This is a genomic window from Stutzerimonas decontaminans (genome assembly GCF_000661915.1).
Classification (GTDB): Bacteria; Pseudomonadota; Gammaproteobacteria; order Pseudomonadales; family Pseudomonadaceae; genus Stutzerimonas; species Stutzerimonas decontaminans.
This window is the reverse complement of the sequence record NZ_CP007509.1, coordinates 3,687,401-3,702,505: the sequence shown is the minus strand read 5'-3', so window position 1 is coordinate 3,702,505 and position 15,105 is coordinate 3,687,401. Positions and strand designations below refer to the sequence as shown.

Sequence of the window (15,105 nt, the reverse complement as noted above, 5' to 3'; positions counted from 1 at the left end):
CTATGAGCAACACCCAAGCTGCTGCTGGATCGGCGGGCACTTCACCGAGCCGAACGAACAGAAAACGCAGCAATCCCCTGGGTTGGGGCGCAGCAGCGCCTTGCAGTTGCTGCACTCGTAATAGAACTGGCAGGCGTCCGTGGGCATGGTTTCCGGCTTGGCGAAGCCGCAGCGCGGGCAAGTCAGCACGGACTCAAGGACAATGGCGCTCATCGTGACCTCACTTCTGCACTGTGGAGGGGTATCCCGCGTTCGCGGTCGCCTCAGTCAGTGCCTCGGGCTGGGCCTTATCGGGATCGTAGGTGACGGTCGCCGTCTTCTGGTCGAAATTGACCTGGACGTCACTCACGCCGGACACCTTCTCCAGCGACTTCTTGACCGTGATCGGACAGAGTCCGCACGTCATGTTCTGCACGTCGAGCGTGACGGTTTTCGGGGGAGCCGCCAGCGCCACGAAGGGCAAGGCGAAAAGCACGGCGATCAGCAGTTTGCGCATGGTTAATCTCCTTCAGTAGAACAGCGGGGCGAGCCACGGCACGGCCAATAGGCCGAGCAGCAGCACGCTGACGATCCAGAACACGAGTCGCTGTCGCACGAGCGTGCGCGGATCGGCGCAGGGTGTACCTGGCGTACAAACCTGTGGCACCAGGTAGAGCTTGCGGAATGCCAATCCCAGGAACAGTAGAGTCAACCCGATGAAGAGGGGGCGTAGTGGCTCCATCATGGTCAGAGCGCCCACCCACGTACCGCCGACACCGAGTGCCAACAGCACCAGTGGCCCGACACAGCACACCGACGCACCGATGGCGGTCAGCGAACTCGCGACCAGCGAGCCTTTCCCGGTGAGTTGCATCCCCATTCCCATCTCCTGAGCCTGATTGCCTAGGTGCTATTCTAAACTCCGTACCAAAGTACGGAATCAAGGAGAAAGTGATGGCCACAGAGCTGACCATTGGCAAGCTGGCAGACGCCGCCGGGGTGAACGTCGAGACGATCCGCTACTACCAGCGACGCGGGCTGCTGGATGAACCAGCCAAACCCTTGGGTGGCCATCGGCGCTATCCGGTGGACATGGTGAAGCGACTGCGTTTCATCAAGCGGGCTCAGGCGCTGGGTTTCACGCTCTCGGAAGTCGGTGGACTGCTGACGCTGGATGAGTCGTGCGCCTGTGCCGAAACGCGAGCACGGGCTGCACGCAAGCTCGCGTTGATCGAGCAGAAGATGGCCGACTTGGTCGTCATGCAGCAACTGTTAGGCGAACTGGTGCAGCAATGTGATGCGGGAGACGGCGGAACGATCTGCCCGATCATCGAGGCACTGATCAGAGAGTAATGCCTGGCGGGTGAGCTGGAGATCGGAAAGCCCCTTTACGGTGGGATTCAGAGCTTACGTTGGTTTTTGGTTCCATTGCTCCCCAAACCCCAACTGCCGCTTGATCACCCGAAACGGGTGCTCAACCTTGGCCCGTACCTGAGCCTTGGCTTTCTCGATCTTGCGTCTGGCTTTGTACAGCGCGCTGCTCTTGCCCAGCTTTTTGTAAGTGCTGCGCCGTGCTGCCACCTGCCAAATCACTTCGCGGCCATCATGCTCGGCACGCTTCTCGACGCCGGTATAACCCGCATCGGCGCAGACCACGTTTTCCTCGCCATGCAGCAACTTGTCGACCTGGGTGACGTCCGCCACGTTAGCCGCCGTACCTACCACGCTATGTACCAGGCCCGATTCGTCATCGACGCCGATGTGGGCCTTCATGCCAAAGTAATACTGGTTGCCCTTCTTGGTCTGGTGCATCTCTGGGTCGCGCTTGCCGTCTTTGTTCTTGGTCGAACTCGGCGCATTGATCAGCGTGGCATCGACGATGGTGCCTTGGCGCAGCGACAGGCCACGGTCACCCAGGTAGCCATTGATCACGGCCAGGATGCCAGCAGCCAGTTCGTGTTTCTCCAGCAGGCGACGGAAGTTGAGGATGGTGGTTTCGTCGGGGATACGCTCCAGGCTCAGCCCCGCGAACTGCCGCAGGATGGTGGTCTCGTACAGTGCCTCCTCCATCGCTGGATCGCTATAACCGAACCAGTTTTGCATTAGATGAACCCGCAGCATTGCCATCAACGGGTACGCCGGACGGCCACCTTCACCCTTGGGGTAATGCGGCTCGATCAGGGCAATCAACCCCTTCCACGGCACCACCCGATCCATCTCGATCAGGAACAGCTCTTTGCGGGTCTGCTTGCGCTTGCCGGCGTACTCGGCATCGGCGAAGGTCATCTGCTTCATCAGAAAACTCGGTGGGTGGCGTTCGGCTATTTTGCCAAAATCAGAAAGTCTTTTTCAGACTGTCCCTAGCATGTCTCTGGTCGATGACATAGCGGCAACGAGTGATGTCACAAGTTCACTCCGGTTGATATCGAGCTAACTGTCTAGCAACAGCGTTGAGCGCAAAGCAGGCTTATGCTTCGCTGCGATGACTGTCGGCCTGCCTGGTGTCGATACAAACACTGCCGTCTAGTTCCATTTCAAGTGTCGAGTGGCTGACTTTGAATTGCTCATGAAGTACTCGTTTTAAATCAGTCTTTACTCGTTCAATTTCGGGCAGGCTAGCCTTCTTGATGACAACGTGAGCTTCCAATGCAGTTGAATGTTCGGCAATTTCCCAGACATGTACGTGGTGAACACTCACAACGTCGTCCACTTGCTCCATGACATTGATTATATCAGTGATGGAAACTCCTTCTGGTGCGCCCTCCATTAACAAGTGAATGGTTTTAGGCAGCATGCTAAAGCCCTGCCAGAGCACGTACCCAGCAATCATCAGTGTCAGGACAGTATCCGTCCAGTACCAGCCATACAGAAGAATCAATGTTCCGGCAATAATAACCCCGACGGAGGCCAGCGCATCCGACACATTGTGCAGGAATGCCGCCTTTATATTCATGCTATTCTTAGACATTGTGTAGGTGAGCAAGGCCGTGACGACATCTACAATCAAGGCTATTCCCGCCACCACGACCACTGTCCATCCTTCAATGGGCTGTGGGGCAAAAAACCGACCTATAGCTTCGTAGATGAGGTAGAGACCAACGATAATCAGCGTGACCAAGTTAATCAAAGCCGCTATGGTTTCACTGCGTCGGTAGCCGAAGGTTTTAAAAGCATCTGGCGGTTTGCGACCGATTTTACGTGCGATGAGCGCAATAACCAGTGATGCGGCATCGCTCAAGTTATGTAGCGCGTCAGCTATGAGCGATAAACTGCCAGAAAGTATTCCTCCAACAACTTGTGCCAGAGTTAGCACAGTATTAACGCCAATGGCAGCGATTAAACGCTTATCGCCTATGGCTTCGGTGTTATGGTTATGTTCGTGAGCCATTGGTTTTTAACCGTCCTTAAATAACATAAGTCAAGGATAGGGAGCCCAAAAAAAGTAATAGATAATACTAGCACCAATACCATCTGGCCTTCCAAACCACACTGACAGAAATGGGACCACTCTCAAGCGAGTTCGTGCATTATCGTCTGAAACTTGCCGATAACTGGCCGATCCCTCTCAAACGTTAAACGACGTTGCTCGCTAATGATAGATGATACGGCGTCAATCCGAGGATGACAAAATTGTAATCTTCCAATCATTCTTTTCGTAGGATAGGCCCTTGCAGATTGGTGCGCCTCGGTGCTGACATGACGAAGCAAGGCGCTCATGTCACCGCGCAATGGAAGCATTACATTTCAATAATGTAATGCTTGGCTCATGCTGCTGTTAGCTTCAATCACGCAAAATTCATTCGAACCTGCAGGGCTCAGCGAGAAAGCTCAGCAAGCCACCTTTGAATTTAGCGAGGACTGCCCTATGAATCTGTTGAAAGCTATTGTTGTTGGTTTGGTAATCTGCGGCTCCGCATTGTCTTATGCAGAAGATGGCTATGACCGCTCAATTAAATTTAATGAAAAATTCCGAGCAGATCAAAAACGAATTCACGGAACCGAATCCGCCAAACGAAAAATAGACGAATTACAGATTAAGGATACCCGCCAAGATCAGAACAATACGGAAAGCAAGAAAGAAACCAAAGCTGACTAACCGCTTCATATCTGAACGATATTCGCCTCCGGCAGCTTCCAAGCTCCTTTGGAAGCAGTTGCACTCTAAGCGCCTTCGGGGCGCTTTTTTGTTTCCATAACTTGCCCGCAACATCGCTACCAGCGAATCGCCCTTGATTTATAAAAGCCGTTTCGTTTAAGTCAGGCCGCCATCGCCTGATCTGTTGTTATTAGCCTTCGCAAGGAGCATATCGAGTGAGCTGAACAGACGCTGGTGGCCTACCCCGCATCCATGTCGGGGGTCGTCATCTCAGCGGTCTCGCGGTTCGTGCATGATTGAAGGTGTCAGCTCGGTCTTGTACAGCCTGCTGATCATTCCAGCCAGGGCGTTGTCGTAGCTATCGCCCCTTGCTGCCAACCAGGGCAGGTCAGCCGCTGCTCGCATAATCCTTCGTCAGCTCACCTTGGGTGAAAGCCATCAGGTCGAGGAGGCGTATGTAGCGCAGGTCATAGCACTTAGCGCGAGCAAGTTTCTTATTTACCGCTTAGATGCATCAGACCTGCGCCACCAAGGCTGTACTGCCCGCTGCGCCGCTAATGAACTTAGCGCTCCGATAATCAACACGCCCCGTTCTTGCTTGCTAGCAAGAACGGGGCGTTGTGTACCGCCATCCGATATCTAGCTCGTTCTGTCGGCGGCTAGCGCGATTTCTTGCTCCTCCAATTCGTCTTCGCGCCGATGAGCCATCTGGTAGAGCAACGGCAAAACTAATAGCGTTAGCACCGTTGAGGAGAGAATCCCCCCGATTACCACCGTCGCAAGGGGGCGCTGCACCTCTGCACCGGTACCCACATTCAAGGCCATTGGAACGAACCCGAGTGAAGCCACTAGGGCCGTCATCAATACCGGGCGTAGCCGGGTAAGAGCGCCCTCGCGGATCGCGGTGTCCAGAGGCAAACCTTGCTCCCGTAGGCTACGGATGAAGGAGATCATTACCAGGCCATTTAGAACTGCGACGCCTGACAGAGCAATAAAGCCAACACCTGCTGAAATGGACAATGGGATATCTCTGAGCCACAGCGCAACAATGCCTCCCGTGAGCGCAAATGGAATCCCGGTAAAGACCAACAAGCCGTCTTTGACATTGTTGAACATCATGAAAAGCAGAATGAAGACCAGGAGCAGCGCCACGGGGACGACAATCTGCAGCCGCTTCGTTGCCGATTCAAGCTGCTCAAAGGTACCGCCCCAATCGATCCAATAACCTGCCGGGATATCTACCTGAGCCTGGATTTTCTGTTCTGCCTCGGATACGAATGATCCAATGTCCCGACCACGGACGTTTGCACTGACAACAATTCGCCGTTTCCCTTCCTCTCTACTGATCTGATTCGGACCGGGGGCCAAATCCAGGGTGGCCACCTCGCCGAGGGGGATATAACTTATGGCGCTGTTTAATTCCCTTGGAAGGGCAATTGGAAGCCGCTCAATTGCGGCGAGATCGCTGCGTATCTCGTCCGGTAAACGAACTACGATATCGAAACGCCGGTCTCCTTGAAACAAGGTGCCTGCCTCTCGGCCCCCGATGGCTACTGCAACCGCTTGCTGTACGGTATCTAGACTCAGGCCGTATCGTGCGATTTGATCGCGATCGATATCGATCGTGAGCATAGGAAGACCAGTTGTTTGCTCGACCGTAACCTCTGAAGCGCCTGGTACTTGTCCTAGCACCTCGGACACTTCCGCCGCCGTGCTGTTAAGAACGTCCATGTCATCACCATAGATTTTCACGGCTACAGCGGCACGAACACCGGAAATCAATTCGTTGAAACGCAGTTGAATCGGCTGGGAAAACTCGTAGTTATTGCCCGGTAGCTCAGCGGCGGATGCTTGGACCTCGCTTAAGAGTTCATTGCGCGACTTGCCTGGATCCGGCCATTGTTCTTGAGGCTTCAGCATGACGTACCCGTCAGAGATATTTGGTGGCATGGCATCGGATGCCACCTCCGCAGTGCCTGTGCGCGCAAAAATCCGCTCGATCTCCGGAAACTCGTCCATAAGCTTTCGTTCCAGCTGCTGCTGCATCTCGACAGACTGACTAAGGCTGGTAGCCGGTACACGAAGGGCTTGGATAGCGAAGTCCCCCTCGTTGAGGCTAGGCACGAATTCACTGCCCATACGTGACCCTACGAGGCCGGAAAGTATGACTACAACTACGGCAAAGGTGAGAACCGCTGGCTTGTTGGCCATCACCGCATCGAGTGCAGGTGCGTAGGCCCGTTTAGCATTGCGGATTAGAAAGTTTTCCTTCTCCGTAACCCGCTTACCGATAAATAGCGCAACGGCTGCTGGGACGAACGTCACCGAGAGGATCATCGCCCCGAATAGCGCTGTCACTACGGTAAACGCCATGGGCGTGAACATCTTACCTTCGACCCCTGTAAGGGCGAATATCGGCAGATATACGATCATAATGATCAGCTGCCCATAGAGTAGAGGTCGACGCACTTCCTTTGCCGCAGCGAACACTTCATGAAGCCGTTCGGACAGCGTTAATGCCCGCCCGTGATGGGACTGAGCGTGAGCAAGTCGACGCACGCAGTTCTCAACAATCACCACGGCACCATCGATAATGATGCCGAAATCCAATGCGCCTAAGCTCATCAGGTTGGCGCTGACCTCGTTGGCTACCATGCCGGTGAACGTAAAGAGCATCGCCAGCGGTATAACAAGTGCGGTTAGGATCGCCGCACGGATATTGCCCAAGAAGAGAAAAAGTATAACCACAACAAGAATGGCACCTTCAGTGAGGTTCTTCTTAACGGTGGATATAGCTTTGTCTACGAGCACAGTACGATCGTAGACAGTAATCGCCTTTACGCCCTCCGGAAGCGAAAGGTTTATCTCTTTCATTTTGTCATCGACAGCCCTAGAAACTACCCGGCTATTTTCACCGATAAGCATGAAAGCCGTACCTAGCACCACTTCGCGGCCATTCTCGGTGGCTGCGCCAGTGCGGAGCTCCTTTCCAACCTTGACCGTCGCAACGTCGCGGATACGCACTGGGGTACCGTCAACGTTGCTAATAAGGGTATCGCGGATGTCCTCCACAGACTGCATTTGCCCTGGCGCGCGAACAAGATACTGCTCGCCGCGCTTTTCAATATATCCGGCACCTAGATTGTTATTGTTTTGCTCAACCGCCTCGATCAAATCTTGTAGTGTTAGTCCAAACGACCGCAAAGTGTCTGGGTTGGGGGCGATCTGATATTCCTTTGCATATCCTCCAATCGTATTGATCTCAGTAACACCAGGTACATTTCGGACTTGCGGTTTGATGATCCAATCTTGAATCTCACGCAAGTCAGCAGGGGTATACGGCGTACCGTCCGATTTGGTGGCACCTTCCTCAGCTTCAACCGTCCAAAAATAGATTTCGCCAAGCCCAGTGGAAATAGGTCCAAGTGTTGGAGTGACGCCATCTGGGAGCTGATCTTTGGCCCCTCCCAGGCGCTCGTTCACAAGTTGGCGGGCAAAATAGATGTCAGTGCCTTCCTCAAAAATAACTGTGATCTGAGAAAGTCCATATCGAGACAAGGATCGTGTCTGCTCGAGCTTGGGCAGCCCAGCCATTACCGTCTCGAGCGGGTAGGTAATACGCTGCTCCACTTCCAGCGGGGAATAACCTGGCGCCGCAGTGTTGATTTGCACCTGTACGTTGGTGATATCCGGGACAGCATCGATAGGCAGCTTTTGGTAGCTGTAAGCTCCTAACGCTGCCATGCCAAGCACGGCTAGCATAACCAACCAGCGATGCTCGATAGAAAAACGAATGATACGTTCGAACACGATTCTATAACTCCGTATCAGTGAGCATGCGAGGCGCTGGCTTTGCCAAGCTCGGACTTGATGATGAAGCTGTTATCCAAGGCATAGCGCGCTCCGGCCTGGAGGCCTTCCTTGATTTCGACCGCTTCACTATCGCTGCGGCCACTCACGATTGGCTGAGCAGCAAAGCCATGGTCGGTCCGTACAAACACCACCGGCTTTTCTTCCAATGTGTGGATCGCATCAGGACTTACTGCGACTGGCACGGATGCTTCGCCAGCGCCTACCTGCACTTTGACGAACAGGCCGGGGCGCCAAACCCCTTCAGGGTTGGGAAGTGTGACCCGGGCGGTAGCGGCGCGGCTTTGCTGACCAACAAGTGAGCCGACATAAGAAACGGTGCCATTGGCACTGGACTCGAATGCTGTGGCCTCGATAACGGCATTGCTGCCGACTCGTACCGCGCTGAGTGCATTGGCAGGAACGCTGATATCTGCCCAAACGGTAGAGAGATCGGAAATGATGAATATCTGGTCATCGGTATTGACTGACTCACCGAGCGTGATGTCCTTCTCAACGATCATCCCATCGAACGGCGCCCTGAGTTCGTAGCGGCTCAATGCGTCTGGCTTGCCAGCATCACTGCCAAGCGCTTGTAGCTGTGCGTTTGCATTCGCAACAGTCAGCTCTGCTTCCCGTAAAGCCTGTTGTGCCTGTAAATAATCCTGTTCCGCAGAAATACGCTCTTCCCATAGCTCCTTTTCGCGTCGATAGGTTTTTTGAGCCAATGCAAGACGTTTTTGCGCCGCGTAGAACTCGCTTCTACGTTCCGACAGGTCTGTACTCGCGATCACAGCAAGTACTTGCCCCTGTTTCACCTGTTCGCCCAAATCGACTTTGACCGCTTCAACGACACCTGAGAGACGAGGCACAACTTGCGCTGTGCGATCCTGGTTAAACGTAATTTCACCTGGCAGCTCGATTGCGCTTTGTATCTTTGCAGGCTGAGCGGTTGCCAGCGAGATGCCCGCGGCTAGGATTTGGGTCTCGGAGAGTTCAACCTCTGCTGCTTCGGCGTGCGCTGCTCCCTCAGGACCATCGTCATGCTCATCTTTCTCTGCCGCACCGACCTCGTGATCGCTATCGGCGCCTCCTTCATCATGGCCATGATCTCCTTCTGCTTCTGCTTCTGCATCCTCATCCGAATGCCCTTCATCCTCATGCTCCGATTCGTCACCATGCTCGCTATGTGCGTCGCCCGCATCGGGCACAGTTGGACTACTGCGAAGAAGCAATCCGCCAAGCATAAGTGCCACGCTTAATATGACGACGATCCAAAAAATCTGCTTCTTGTGACCAGCCAAGGAAGATGTATTCGATTTACTTTTCATATGGATTCCTTATGGCTGAGTGGCCGAGGTGATAACGGCCGACCCATCGCCGACAATTCGCGAGATTTCTGCCGCCGCCTGGTTAGCTTGTGATAGCGCAGACAGATACTGAGATCGGGCTTGGAAAAGCGTGCGTTGAGCATCCAGTACGTCAAGGAACGTGAATTTTCCAAGTTCGAACCCCTTGCTGGCAGCTTCATAAGCGCTTTGGGCACTGGGGAGCATATCGTTGCGCAACAGTTCAAACTGCTGGCGAGCAGTGCGCAGCCGCATGTGCGCTTGGGAAAGTTCGCTTTTCAGGCGTATATGGACGGCGTTGAGCTCGTCCTGCGCCTGGTAGGCCCGTTCCTGCGCTGCTCCGATGTTGCCTTGGTTTCGATCAAACAACGGCAGGGGCATCGAGATACTCACCAGTCCCAGCGTGCCGTTATATTCATCTGAGCGTTGGGCACCTACGCTAACCGTCACGTTAGAAAAGCGATTCGTCCTTTCCAGCTCCAACGCAGCCCGACGTCTTTCAGCCTCCCGACGCGCGCGGGTTAGTTGGGCGGAATCGTTCAAACGGCTGTAAAGCTCAGCTAGCTCTGGAAGAGGAGGCACTGCCTCTGCCGGCTCTTCTACTCGCTCAAAGCGTGGCTGTGGATTTCCCCAGTTGGCCGCCAGCCGAGTGCGCGCAGCTTCGAGTTCAGCTGTGGCTTGGGCAAGCTCTACTTGCACGCCAGTAGCCGCAACCTGCGCCCGGGTTTCCTCTACGGGAGAGACCATGCCGGCCCTCACACGTCGATTGGCCACGTTCACTGCTCGCTTCGCAAGATCTGAAGCAGCCTGGGCGAGTTCCAGCCGTTCTTGAGCAGTAAGCACATCGTAATATGCGCCCATCACTGCCCCCCTCAGTCGAGCTTGAGCGTCCTGTAGGTCAGCGGCCGCTACGTCCATGGCGCGTTGCGCTGCCTCAATACGAGCCGAACGTTTACCGCCCAGCTCTATTTCTTGGCTCAGCTCAAGCGTCGTCTCCGGAGCATCGCCCCGGATTCCCTCCTGGCTAGCGGACAATATTGGATTCGGACGTGCTCCGGCTTGGCTAATTAATGCGCGAGAAGCAGCCAGCTCACGTCTTGCAACAGCCAGTTCAGGGCTTGCAGAGCTAGCGAGTTCCAAGGCGCGTAGAAAGCTTATGGAATCGACAGACTCAACGGGGAATGTATTTGACACACCGACAGGTAAGGTCTGTGTGAAGGTCGGCAACTCTAAAGGCTGCGCAAAGGCAAGGTTGCACGACAATGTCGCCAACCCCAGCGGTAGAAGAACTTTTCGCACCGAAATCTCCTAAAAAAGGGAAGGTTCGGTGAGACGTAAGATACAGATAAATGGCGCTTACTGGTTACTTTGGCGTCCCACCGGTTTTGTACTGATGCGCCAATTAGGTTTCTCAGGACGCCCCGCTTCAGCCGATGCGTAGCTAGCAGAAAGAAACGGTTTCAAGCTCATTGATAATACCGAACCAGTACAGATCCCTTTCGTTATAAGCGGCTTGATATGGTCACCATGGAAAACACAATCTCTATCCAGACTGATTTTTTTTGCGGCTTTTGACGATCCATCCTCGTCCGTACCTAGAGATTCATGCGCATGTTCATGATGTCCAAGATGGTTTGATGCCGAACCATATTCATGACTGCAACTCGTGCTTACAACTGCCCATGATGATTGCAATGGGAAAAGGGCTAGCAACAACAGCAGAACTGTTTTTCTCATCCAAGGCAAAAAGATGACTTCCTGGTTTAAATATCGAATCCAATCATAGAACTACCCCGCCAAGACGCTGAATACATGCACCTCTACTGCGATAGTGATTCGCCCTGAATTTAGTAGACAAATACACGAAAGCGTTTTTATCAGCCTTGCCAAGCCGGCGAGATAGCTGATGGCTATGGGGTGGTGACTTTAAATAAGTGTGGATAACGACCTGGTGACCGCAACATTACAAATCTGTAATCGAAGGAGTGCGCGATTGGGCTTCCTCAGATTACAAAATAGTCATTTGCCGCTAATCCTGCCGTCATCTCTAGGGGAAGAACATGGCCAAGCGCTAAAAAACAAAAAGGCGAAAGGCGTCATTCGAGCACTGACCTGCCGTACATAAGGAGCATCATCATGAGCAAAAAGGCCGTTTTTTCGCTGACAGCCCTTTCACTGGCATTGGGCAGCGCCCCGGTCTTTGCCCAATCGGAAACAGCCGAGGGCTTCATCGAAGGCAGCACGCTATCGCTGATAAATCGCAACTTCTATTTCAATCGGGATTTTCGCGACGGTGAGAGTGCCGCCGGCAATGGCTACTCCGAGGAATGGGCCCACGGATTGATGGCCTTCTTCGAGTCCGGATATACCCAAGGCTCGGTAGGGATTGGCTTCGACGCTTTCGCCATGCTCGGCCTCAAGCTCGACTCCGGTTCGGGGCGCTCCGGTGTGGGCGGCAGCATCGACCTGCTTCCCCACGACAGCGCTGGCGATCCTGAGGATGACTTCACACGGGTGGGGGGCGCGGTGAAAGCACGCTTGCTGGACACCGAGATCAAGGCCGGCGATGTATTTCCCACTACACCTGTCGTGCACTTCGGCGACTCTCGGCTGCTGCCGGAGTCTTTCAAGGGTGTCACCGTTGTGAACAACTCGCTGGACGACCTCACCCTTCAGGGAGGCCGCTTGCACGCGATGAGCCAGCCCAACACCAGTAACATGAACGAAGACTTCGTCACCTTCTACGGCGGGGGCGTAGACGCGCCTTGGCTCGGCTACGCAGGCGGTGACTACAGCGTGAATGAAAATATCAGTCTTAGCCTGTACACCAGCCGCCTCAAAGATGCCTGGAACCAGCATTACTTCGGTGCGTCGGCCACCTATCCGCTCTCCGATATCGTCGCGCTGCTGGCCAGCTTCAACTATTACAAGGCAACCGACGAAGGCCGTGAGTTGCTGGGCGAGTTCAACAACAACATCTGGAGCTCCAGCCTGGGTGTCGCCTTCGGCGCGCACACCGTCACGGCGTCGTATCAGCGAAACAACGGTAACAACGACTTTGACTACTTGCGCCAGGCGGACTCGATCTACCTGAACAACTCCATTCAGTACAGTGATTTCAACTCACCTAAAGAGCAGTCCTGGATGCTGCGCTACGACCTGAACATGGCGGAGTACGGCATACCCGGGCTTACTTTCATGACCCGCTACGCCCGCGGTTGGGGCGCCGATTACAGCAACGCGAACGAGGTGTACATGCGCCAAGACGATAACGGTGCGCCGCTGACGGGACAGAACCGCTGGGAACGCGACGTCGAAGCCCGCTACGTTGTACAGACTGGCTCTCTCAAGGATTTGTCTCTGCGGGTGCGCCAGGCTACCACGCGGGCGACTGCTTTCGAGTCCGACCTCGATGAGGTCCGATTCATCGCCGAGTACCCTCTCTCGATCTTGTGAAACACCATGAGCAACACCACATCTTCTTTAGTTTTGCTCCCTTGGTTTGAAGATGTGTTTCAGGCGCCCATCAGGGCGCCTTTTTTCGTTTGGTGCACCCGCTCGCGCTGCGGGTCAACCAAATGACCGGTAGATTACAAATTCGCAAGATAGCCCTCACAGGGCTTTTACCGCGTTAAAGTGCTTCCCGCTTCCCTGGGCAGATCTTTTCGCCTCTGCCTTTCACGCTAGAGCCAAGCCGCTTTCGTCTTGACCTAGTTACTACATGGATTTTTTTGGTTCCGCTTACCGCGCACCTCCTTGCCGAGTTACCTGAAAACATGCGCATCCTGGTTGTCGAAGACGAGATCAAAGCTGCGGAATACTTGCAGCAGGGTCTTATCGAATGTGGTTACTTGGTCGATTGCGTAAGTGATGGCCTCGATGGGTTTCACCTGGCACTGCAGAACGACTATGACATCGTGCTGCTAGATGTGAATCTGCCAACCATGGATGGGTGGGAGGTTCTCGAACTCATCAGGCGGCGTAAGCAGACACGCGTCATCATGCTGACTGCCAATGGCCGCTTAGAGCAAAAAGTCCGCGGCTTGGAATCGGGCGCCGACGACTATCTGGTCAAGCCGTTCCAGTTCCCCGAGCTGCTTGCCCGTATCCGGACACTGTTGCGGCGAGGCGAGGCAGTCACACTTCCGAGCAACCTGCGTGTAGCCGACCTCGAACTGGACCCGGCCCGGCATAGGGCTTACCGGAGCGGTCAGCGTATCGACCTCACCAGCAAAGAATTTGCGTTATTGCATCTGCTCATGCGCCGGACTGGCGAAGTCCTCACGCGTACGGAAATAACTGCCATGGTGTGGGACATCAATTTCGACTGCGATACCAATGTGGTGGATGTTGCGATTCGTCGCCTGCGGATGAAAGTGGACGAACCCTTCGGCGATCGCCTGATACACACCATCCGGGGTGTGGGCTACGTGCTGGAGGCGCGGCCTTGAAGCCACTCAGCCTCGCATCGCGTCTCGCGCTTCAAATCACACTGACCGGCGCCGCTTTGGTCGCGCTGCTGATTGCACTGAGCTACTGGGTACTGGTGCGCCAACTGGAACTGCGCGCCCAGGAGGAAGTGACGGCCAAGCTCTCTCAGATCGATCATGGACTCCTCGAAGACACCAAAGCCCGTATGGGCCGCTCCTGGCAACACGCATTGAGCGATACCGTACTCGGCCATGACAACCTTTCGATTACGGTCATCGGCGATACAGCGAAATCACCCATTTTCAGTATCGGCCGATTCGCCAATGCGCCGCAGCAGCTGGATCTCGTGAGCAGGGACGGCGACTATCTTGGCTGGACAACGAAAGATGGCGTGCAGATGCTAACCGGGCGCAAGCAAATCCAAGTCCCGGGACTGGCTTCAATGACGCTTTTACTTTCGCAAGATCGCAGTGCCGATCAACGGCTGGTGGCTGCATTCCTGCGCTCGGCCTTAGTGACCGTGCCGATGCTACTGATATTGATCGGATTGGCTGGATGGCTAATCGCCCAAAATGGCTTGCGGCCGCTTCGCAAGTTCCGGGCCTTGGCGACTAAGGTATCTACACAGGATCTATCACCTCGAATCCGCACCGATCGGCTTCCGCAAGAGCTCCAGGCATTGGCGCACAGCCTCAACGTAATGCTTCATCGACTCGATGACGGCGTTCAGCAACTGTCACAATTCTCGGACGATGTGGCTCATGAGTTAAAAACTCCGCTGAACAACCTGATAGGCAAGGCGCAGGTGACTTTGGTGCGTGAGCGAAGCAAGGAGCATTATCGGGAGGTGATCGAGTCGTCGGTTGAAGAACTCGAACGCATGGATCGAATCGTGTCAGACATGCTGTTTCTCGCCCAGGCCAGCCACGCCAGCCCAGCACTGAAGCTCGAACAATTATCTTTAGGAAGCGAGGCGAGGCGCGTATGTGAATACTTCGAAGTCCTTGCCGAAGAAGCGGGAGTCGCTACGACAGTAACGGGCGATGCCATGATTTTGGGAAATCGACTTATGGTCCAGCGGGCCATTTCCAACCTGCTATCCAACGCGCTGCGGCATTCAAATACTGGCAGTACGGTCGAACTTAAGATCCTTGAGGAGGACGTAGACATCGTCTCGCTGGCTGTCACCAATCATGGCGCGACTATCGAATCGGATCATCTCCCACATCTGTTCGACCGCTTTTACCGCGTTAACGGCATACAACCTCACGGGGCAGGATTGGGGCTAGCGATTGTCCGCTCAGTGATGAACCTCCACAAAGGCCACGTGGCCGTCGCCAGCAAAGACGGTCGGACCACGTTTGAACTCACGTTTCCTCGGCAGGCCTGACTCAAAGTGAT

Annotated in this window: 12 protein-coding genes and 1 pseudogene; 5 read left to right on the top strand and 8 right to left on the bottom strand. The window is 54.5% G+C overall.

What is annotated here, in order from left to right; genetic code table 11:
• The 3 genes from UIB01_RS17135 to UIB01_RS17125 are packed head-to-tail and all read right to left on the bottom strand — an operon-like array spanning position 1 to position 859.
• Positions 1-213, bottom strand: a complete 213-nt coding sequence (locus tag UIB01_RS17135; RefSeq protein WP_003089113.1) for a GDCCVxC domain-containing (seleno)protein — start codon at positions 211-213, stop codon at positions 1-3.
• A gap of 7 nt (positions 214-220) precedes the next feature.
• Positions 221-496: a mercury resistance system periplasmic binding protein MerP gene (gene merP, locus UIB01_RS17130; protein ID WP_003150552.1), complete on the bottom strand. Its 276-nt coding sequence runs from the start codon at positions 494-496 to the stop codon at positions 221-223.
• A 12-nt stretch (positions 497-508) separates the two neighbouring features.
• Positions 509-859 (bottom strand): mercuric transporter MerT family protein, encoded by a 351-nt coding sequence (locus UIB01_RS17125; protein ID WP_003089115.1) that lies wholly within the window; start codon positions 857-859, stop codon positions 509-511.
• 74 nt (positions 860-933) lie between these two features.
• Here UIB01_RS17125 and merR point away from each other — a divergent pair, with 74 nt between their 5' ends.
• Positions 934-1,332 carry a mercury resistance transcriptional regulator MerR gene (gene merR, locus UIB01_RS17120; protein ID WP_003089120.1) on the top strand — a complete coding sequence of 133 codons (399 nt, stop codon included), beginning with the start codon at positions 934-936 and terminating at the stop codon, positions 1,330-1,332.
• Between the two features lie 84 nt (positions 1,333-1,416).
• Here merR and UIB01_RS17115 read toward each other — a convergent pair.
• Both UIB01_RS17115 and UIB01_RS17110 read right to left on the bottom strand, forming a co-directional pair.
• A pseudogene (locus tag UIB01_RS17115) lies at positions 1,417-2,274 on the bottom strand (IS5-like element ISPst7 family transposase); the annotation flags it as partial.
• A gap of 172 nt (positions 2,275-2,446) precedes the next feature.
• A complete protein-coding gene (locus UIB01_RS17110; protein ID WP_037041098.1) occupies positions 2,447-3,367 on the bottom strand; it encodes a cation diffusion facilitator family transporter in 921 nt (306 codons plus the stop codon).
• Between the two features lie 378 nt (positions 3,368-3,745).
• Here UIB01_RS17110 and UIB01_RS17105 point away from each other — a divergent pair, with 378 nt between their 5' ends.
• Positions 3,746-4,075, top strand: a complete 330-nt coding sequence (locus UIB01_RS17105; protein WP_128576267.1) for a hypothetical protein — start codon at positions 3,746-3,748, stop codon at positions 4,073-4,075.
• A 639-nt stretch (positions 4,076-4,714) separates the two neighbouring features.
• Here the strand turns inward: UIB01_RS17105 and UIB01_RS17100 are convergent.
• From UIB01_RS17100 to UIB01_RS17090, 3 genes are read right to left on the bottom strand one after another with little or no spacing between them, the layout of a single operon-like run.
• Entirely contained in the window at positions 4,715-7,885 is a 3,171-nt protein-coding gene (locus tag UIB01_RS17100; protein ID WP_038663116.1) for an efflux RND transporter permease subunit, read from the bottom strand.
• A 17-nt stretch (positions 7,886-7,902) separates the two neighbouring features.
• Complete coding sequence (locus UIB01_RS17095) at positions 7,903-9,255, bottom strand: efflux RND transporter periplasmic adaptor subunit (RefSeq protein WP_037041095.1); 1,353 nt, start codon at positions 9,253-9,255, stop codon at positions 7,903-7,905.
• Between the two features lie 9 nt (positions 9,256-9,264).
• Positions 9,265-10,572 (bottom strand): TolC family protein, encoded by a 1,308-nt coding sequence (locus tag UIB01_RS17090; RefSeq protein ID WP_038663111.1) that lies wholly within the window; start codon positions 10,570-10,572, stop codon positions 9,265-9,267.
• Positions 10,573-11,409: 837 nt separating this feature from the next.
• Between UIB01_RS17090 and UIB01_RS17085 the strand changes: the two genes are divergently transcribed.
• The 3 genes from UIB01_RS17085 (at position 11,410) to UIB01_RS17075 (ending at position 15,094) form a co-directional block, all read left to right on the top strand.
• Entirely contained in the window at positions 11,410-12,729 is a 1,320-nt protein-coding gene (locus UIB01_RS17085; protein WP_014822255.1) for an OprD family porin, read from the top strand.
• A gap of 320 nt (positions 12,730-13,049) precedes the next feature.
• Positions 13,050-13,724: a heavy metal response regulator transcription factor gene (locus UIB01_RS17080; RefSeq protein ID WP_008569962.1), complete on the top strand. Its 675-nt coding sequence runs from the start codon at positions 13,050-13,052 to the stop codon at positions 13,722-13,724.
• Positions 13,721-15,094, top strand: a complete 1,374-nt coding sequence (locus UIB01_RS17075; protein WP_017246078.1) for a heavy metal sensor histidine kinase — start codon at positions 13,721-13,723, stop codon at positions 15,092-15,094. The genes UIB01_RS17080 and UIB01_RS17075 overlap by 4 nt, the downstream gene beginning before the upstream one ends.
• The last annotated feature ends 11 nt before the right edge of the window (positions 15,095-15,105 follow it).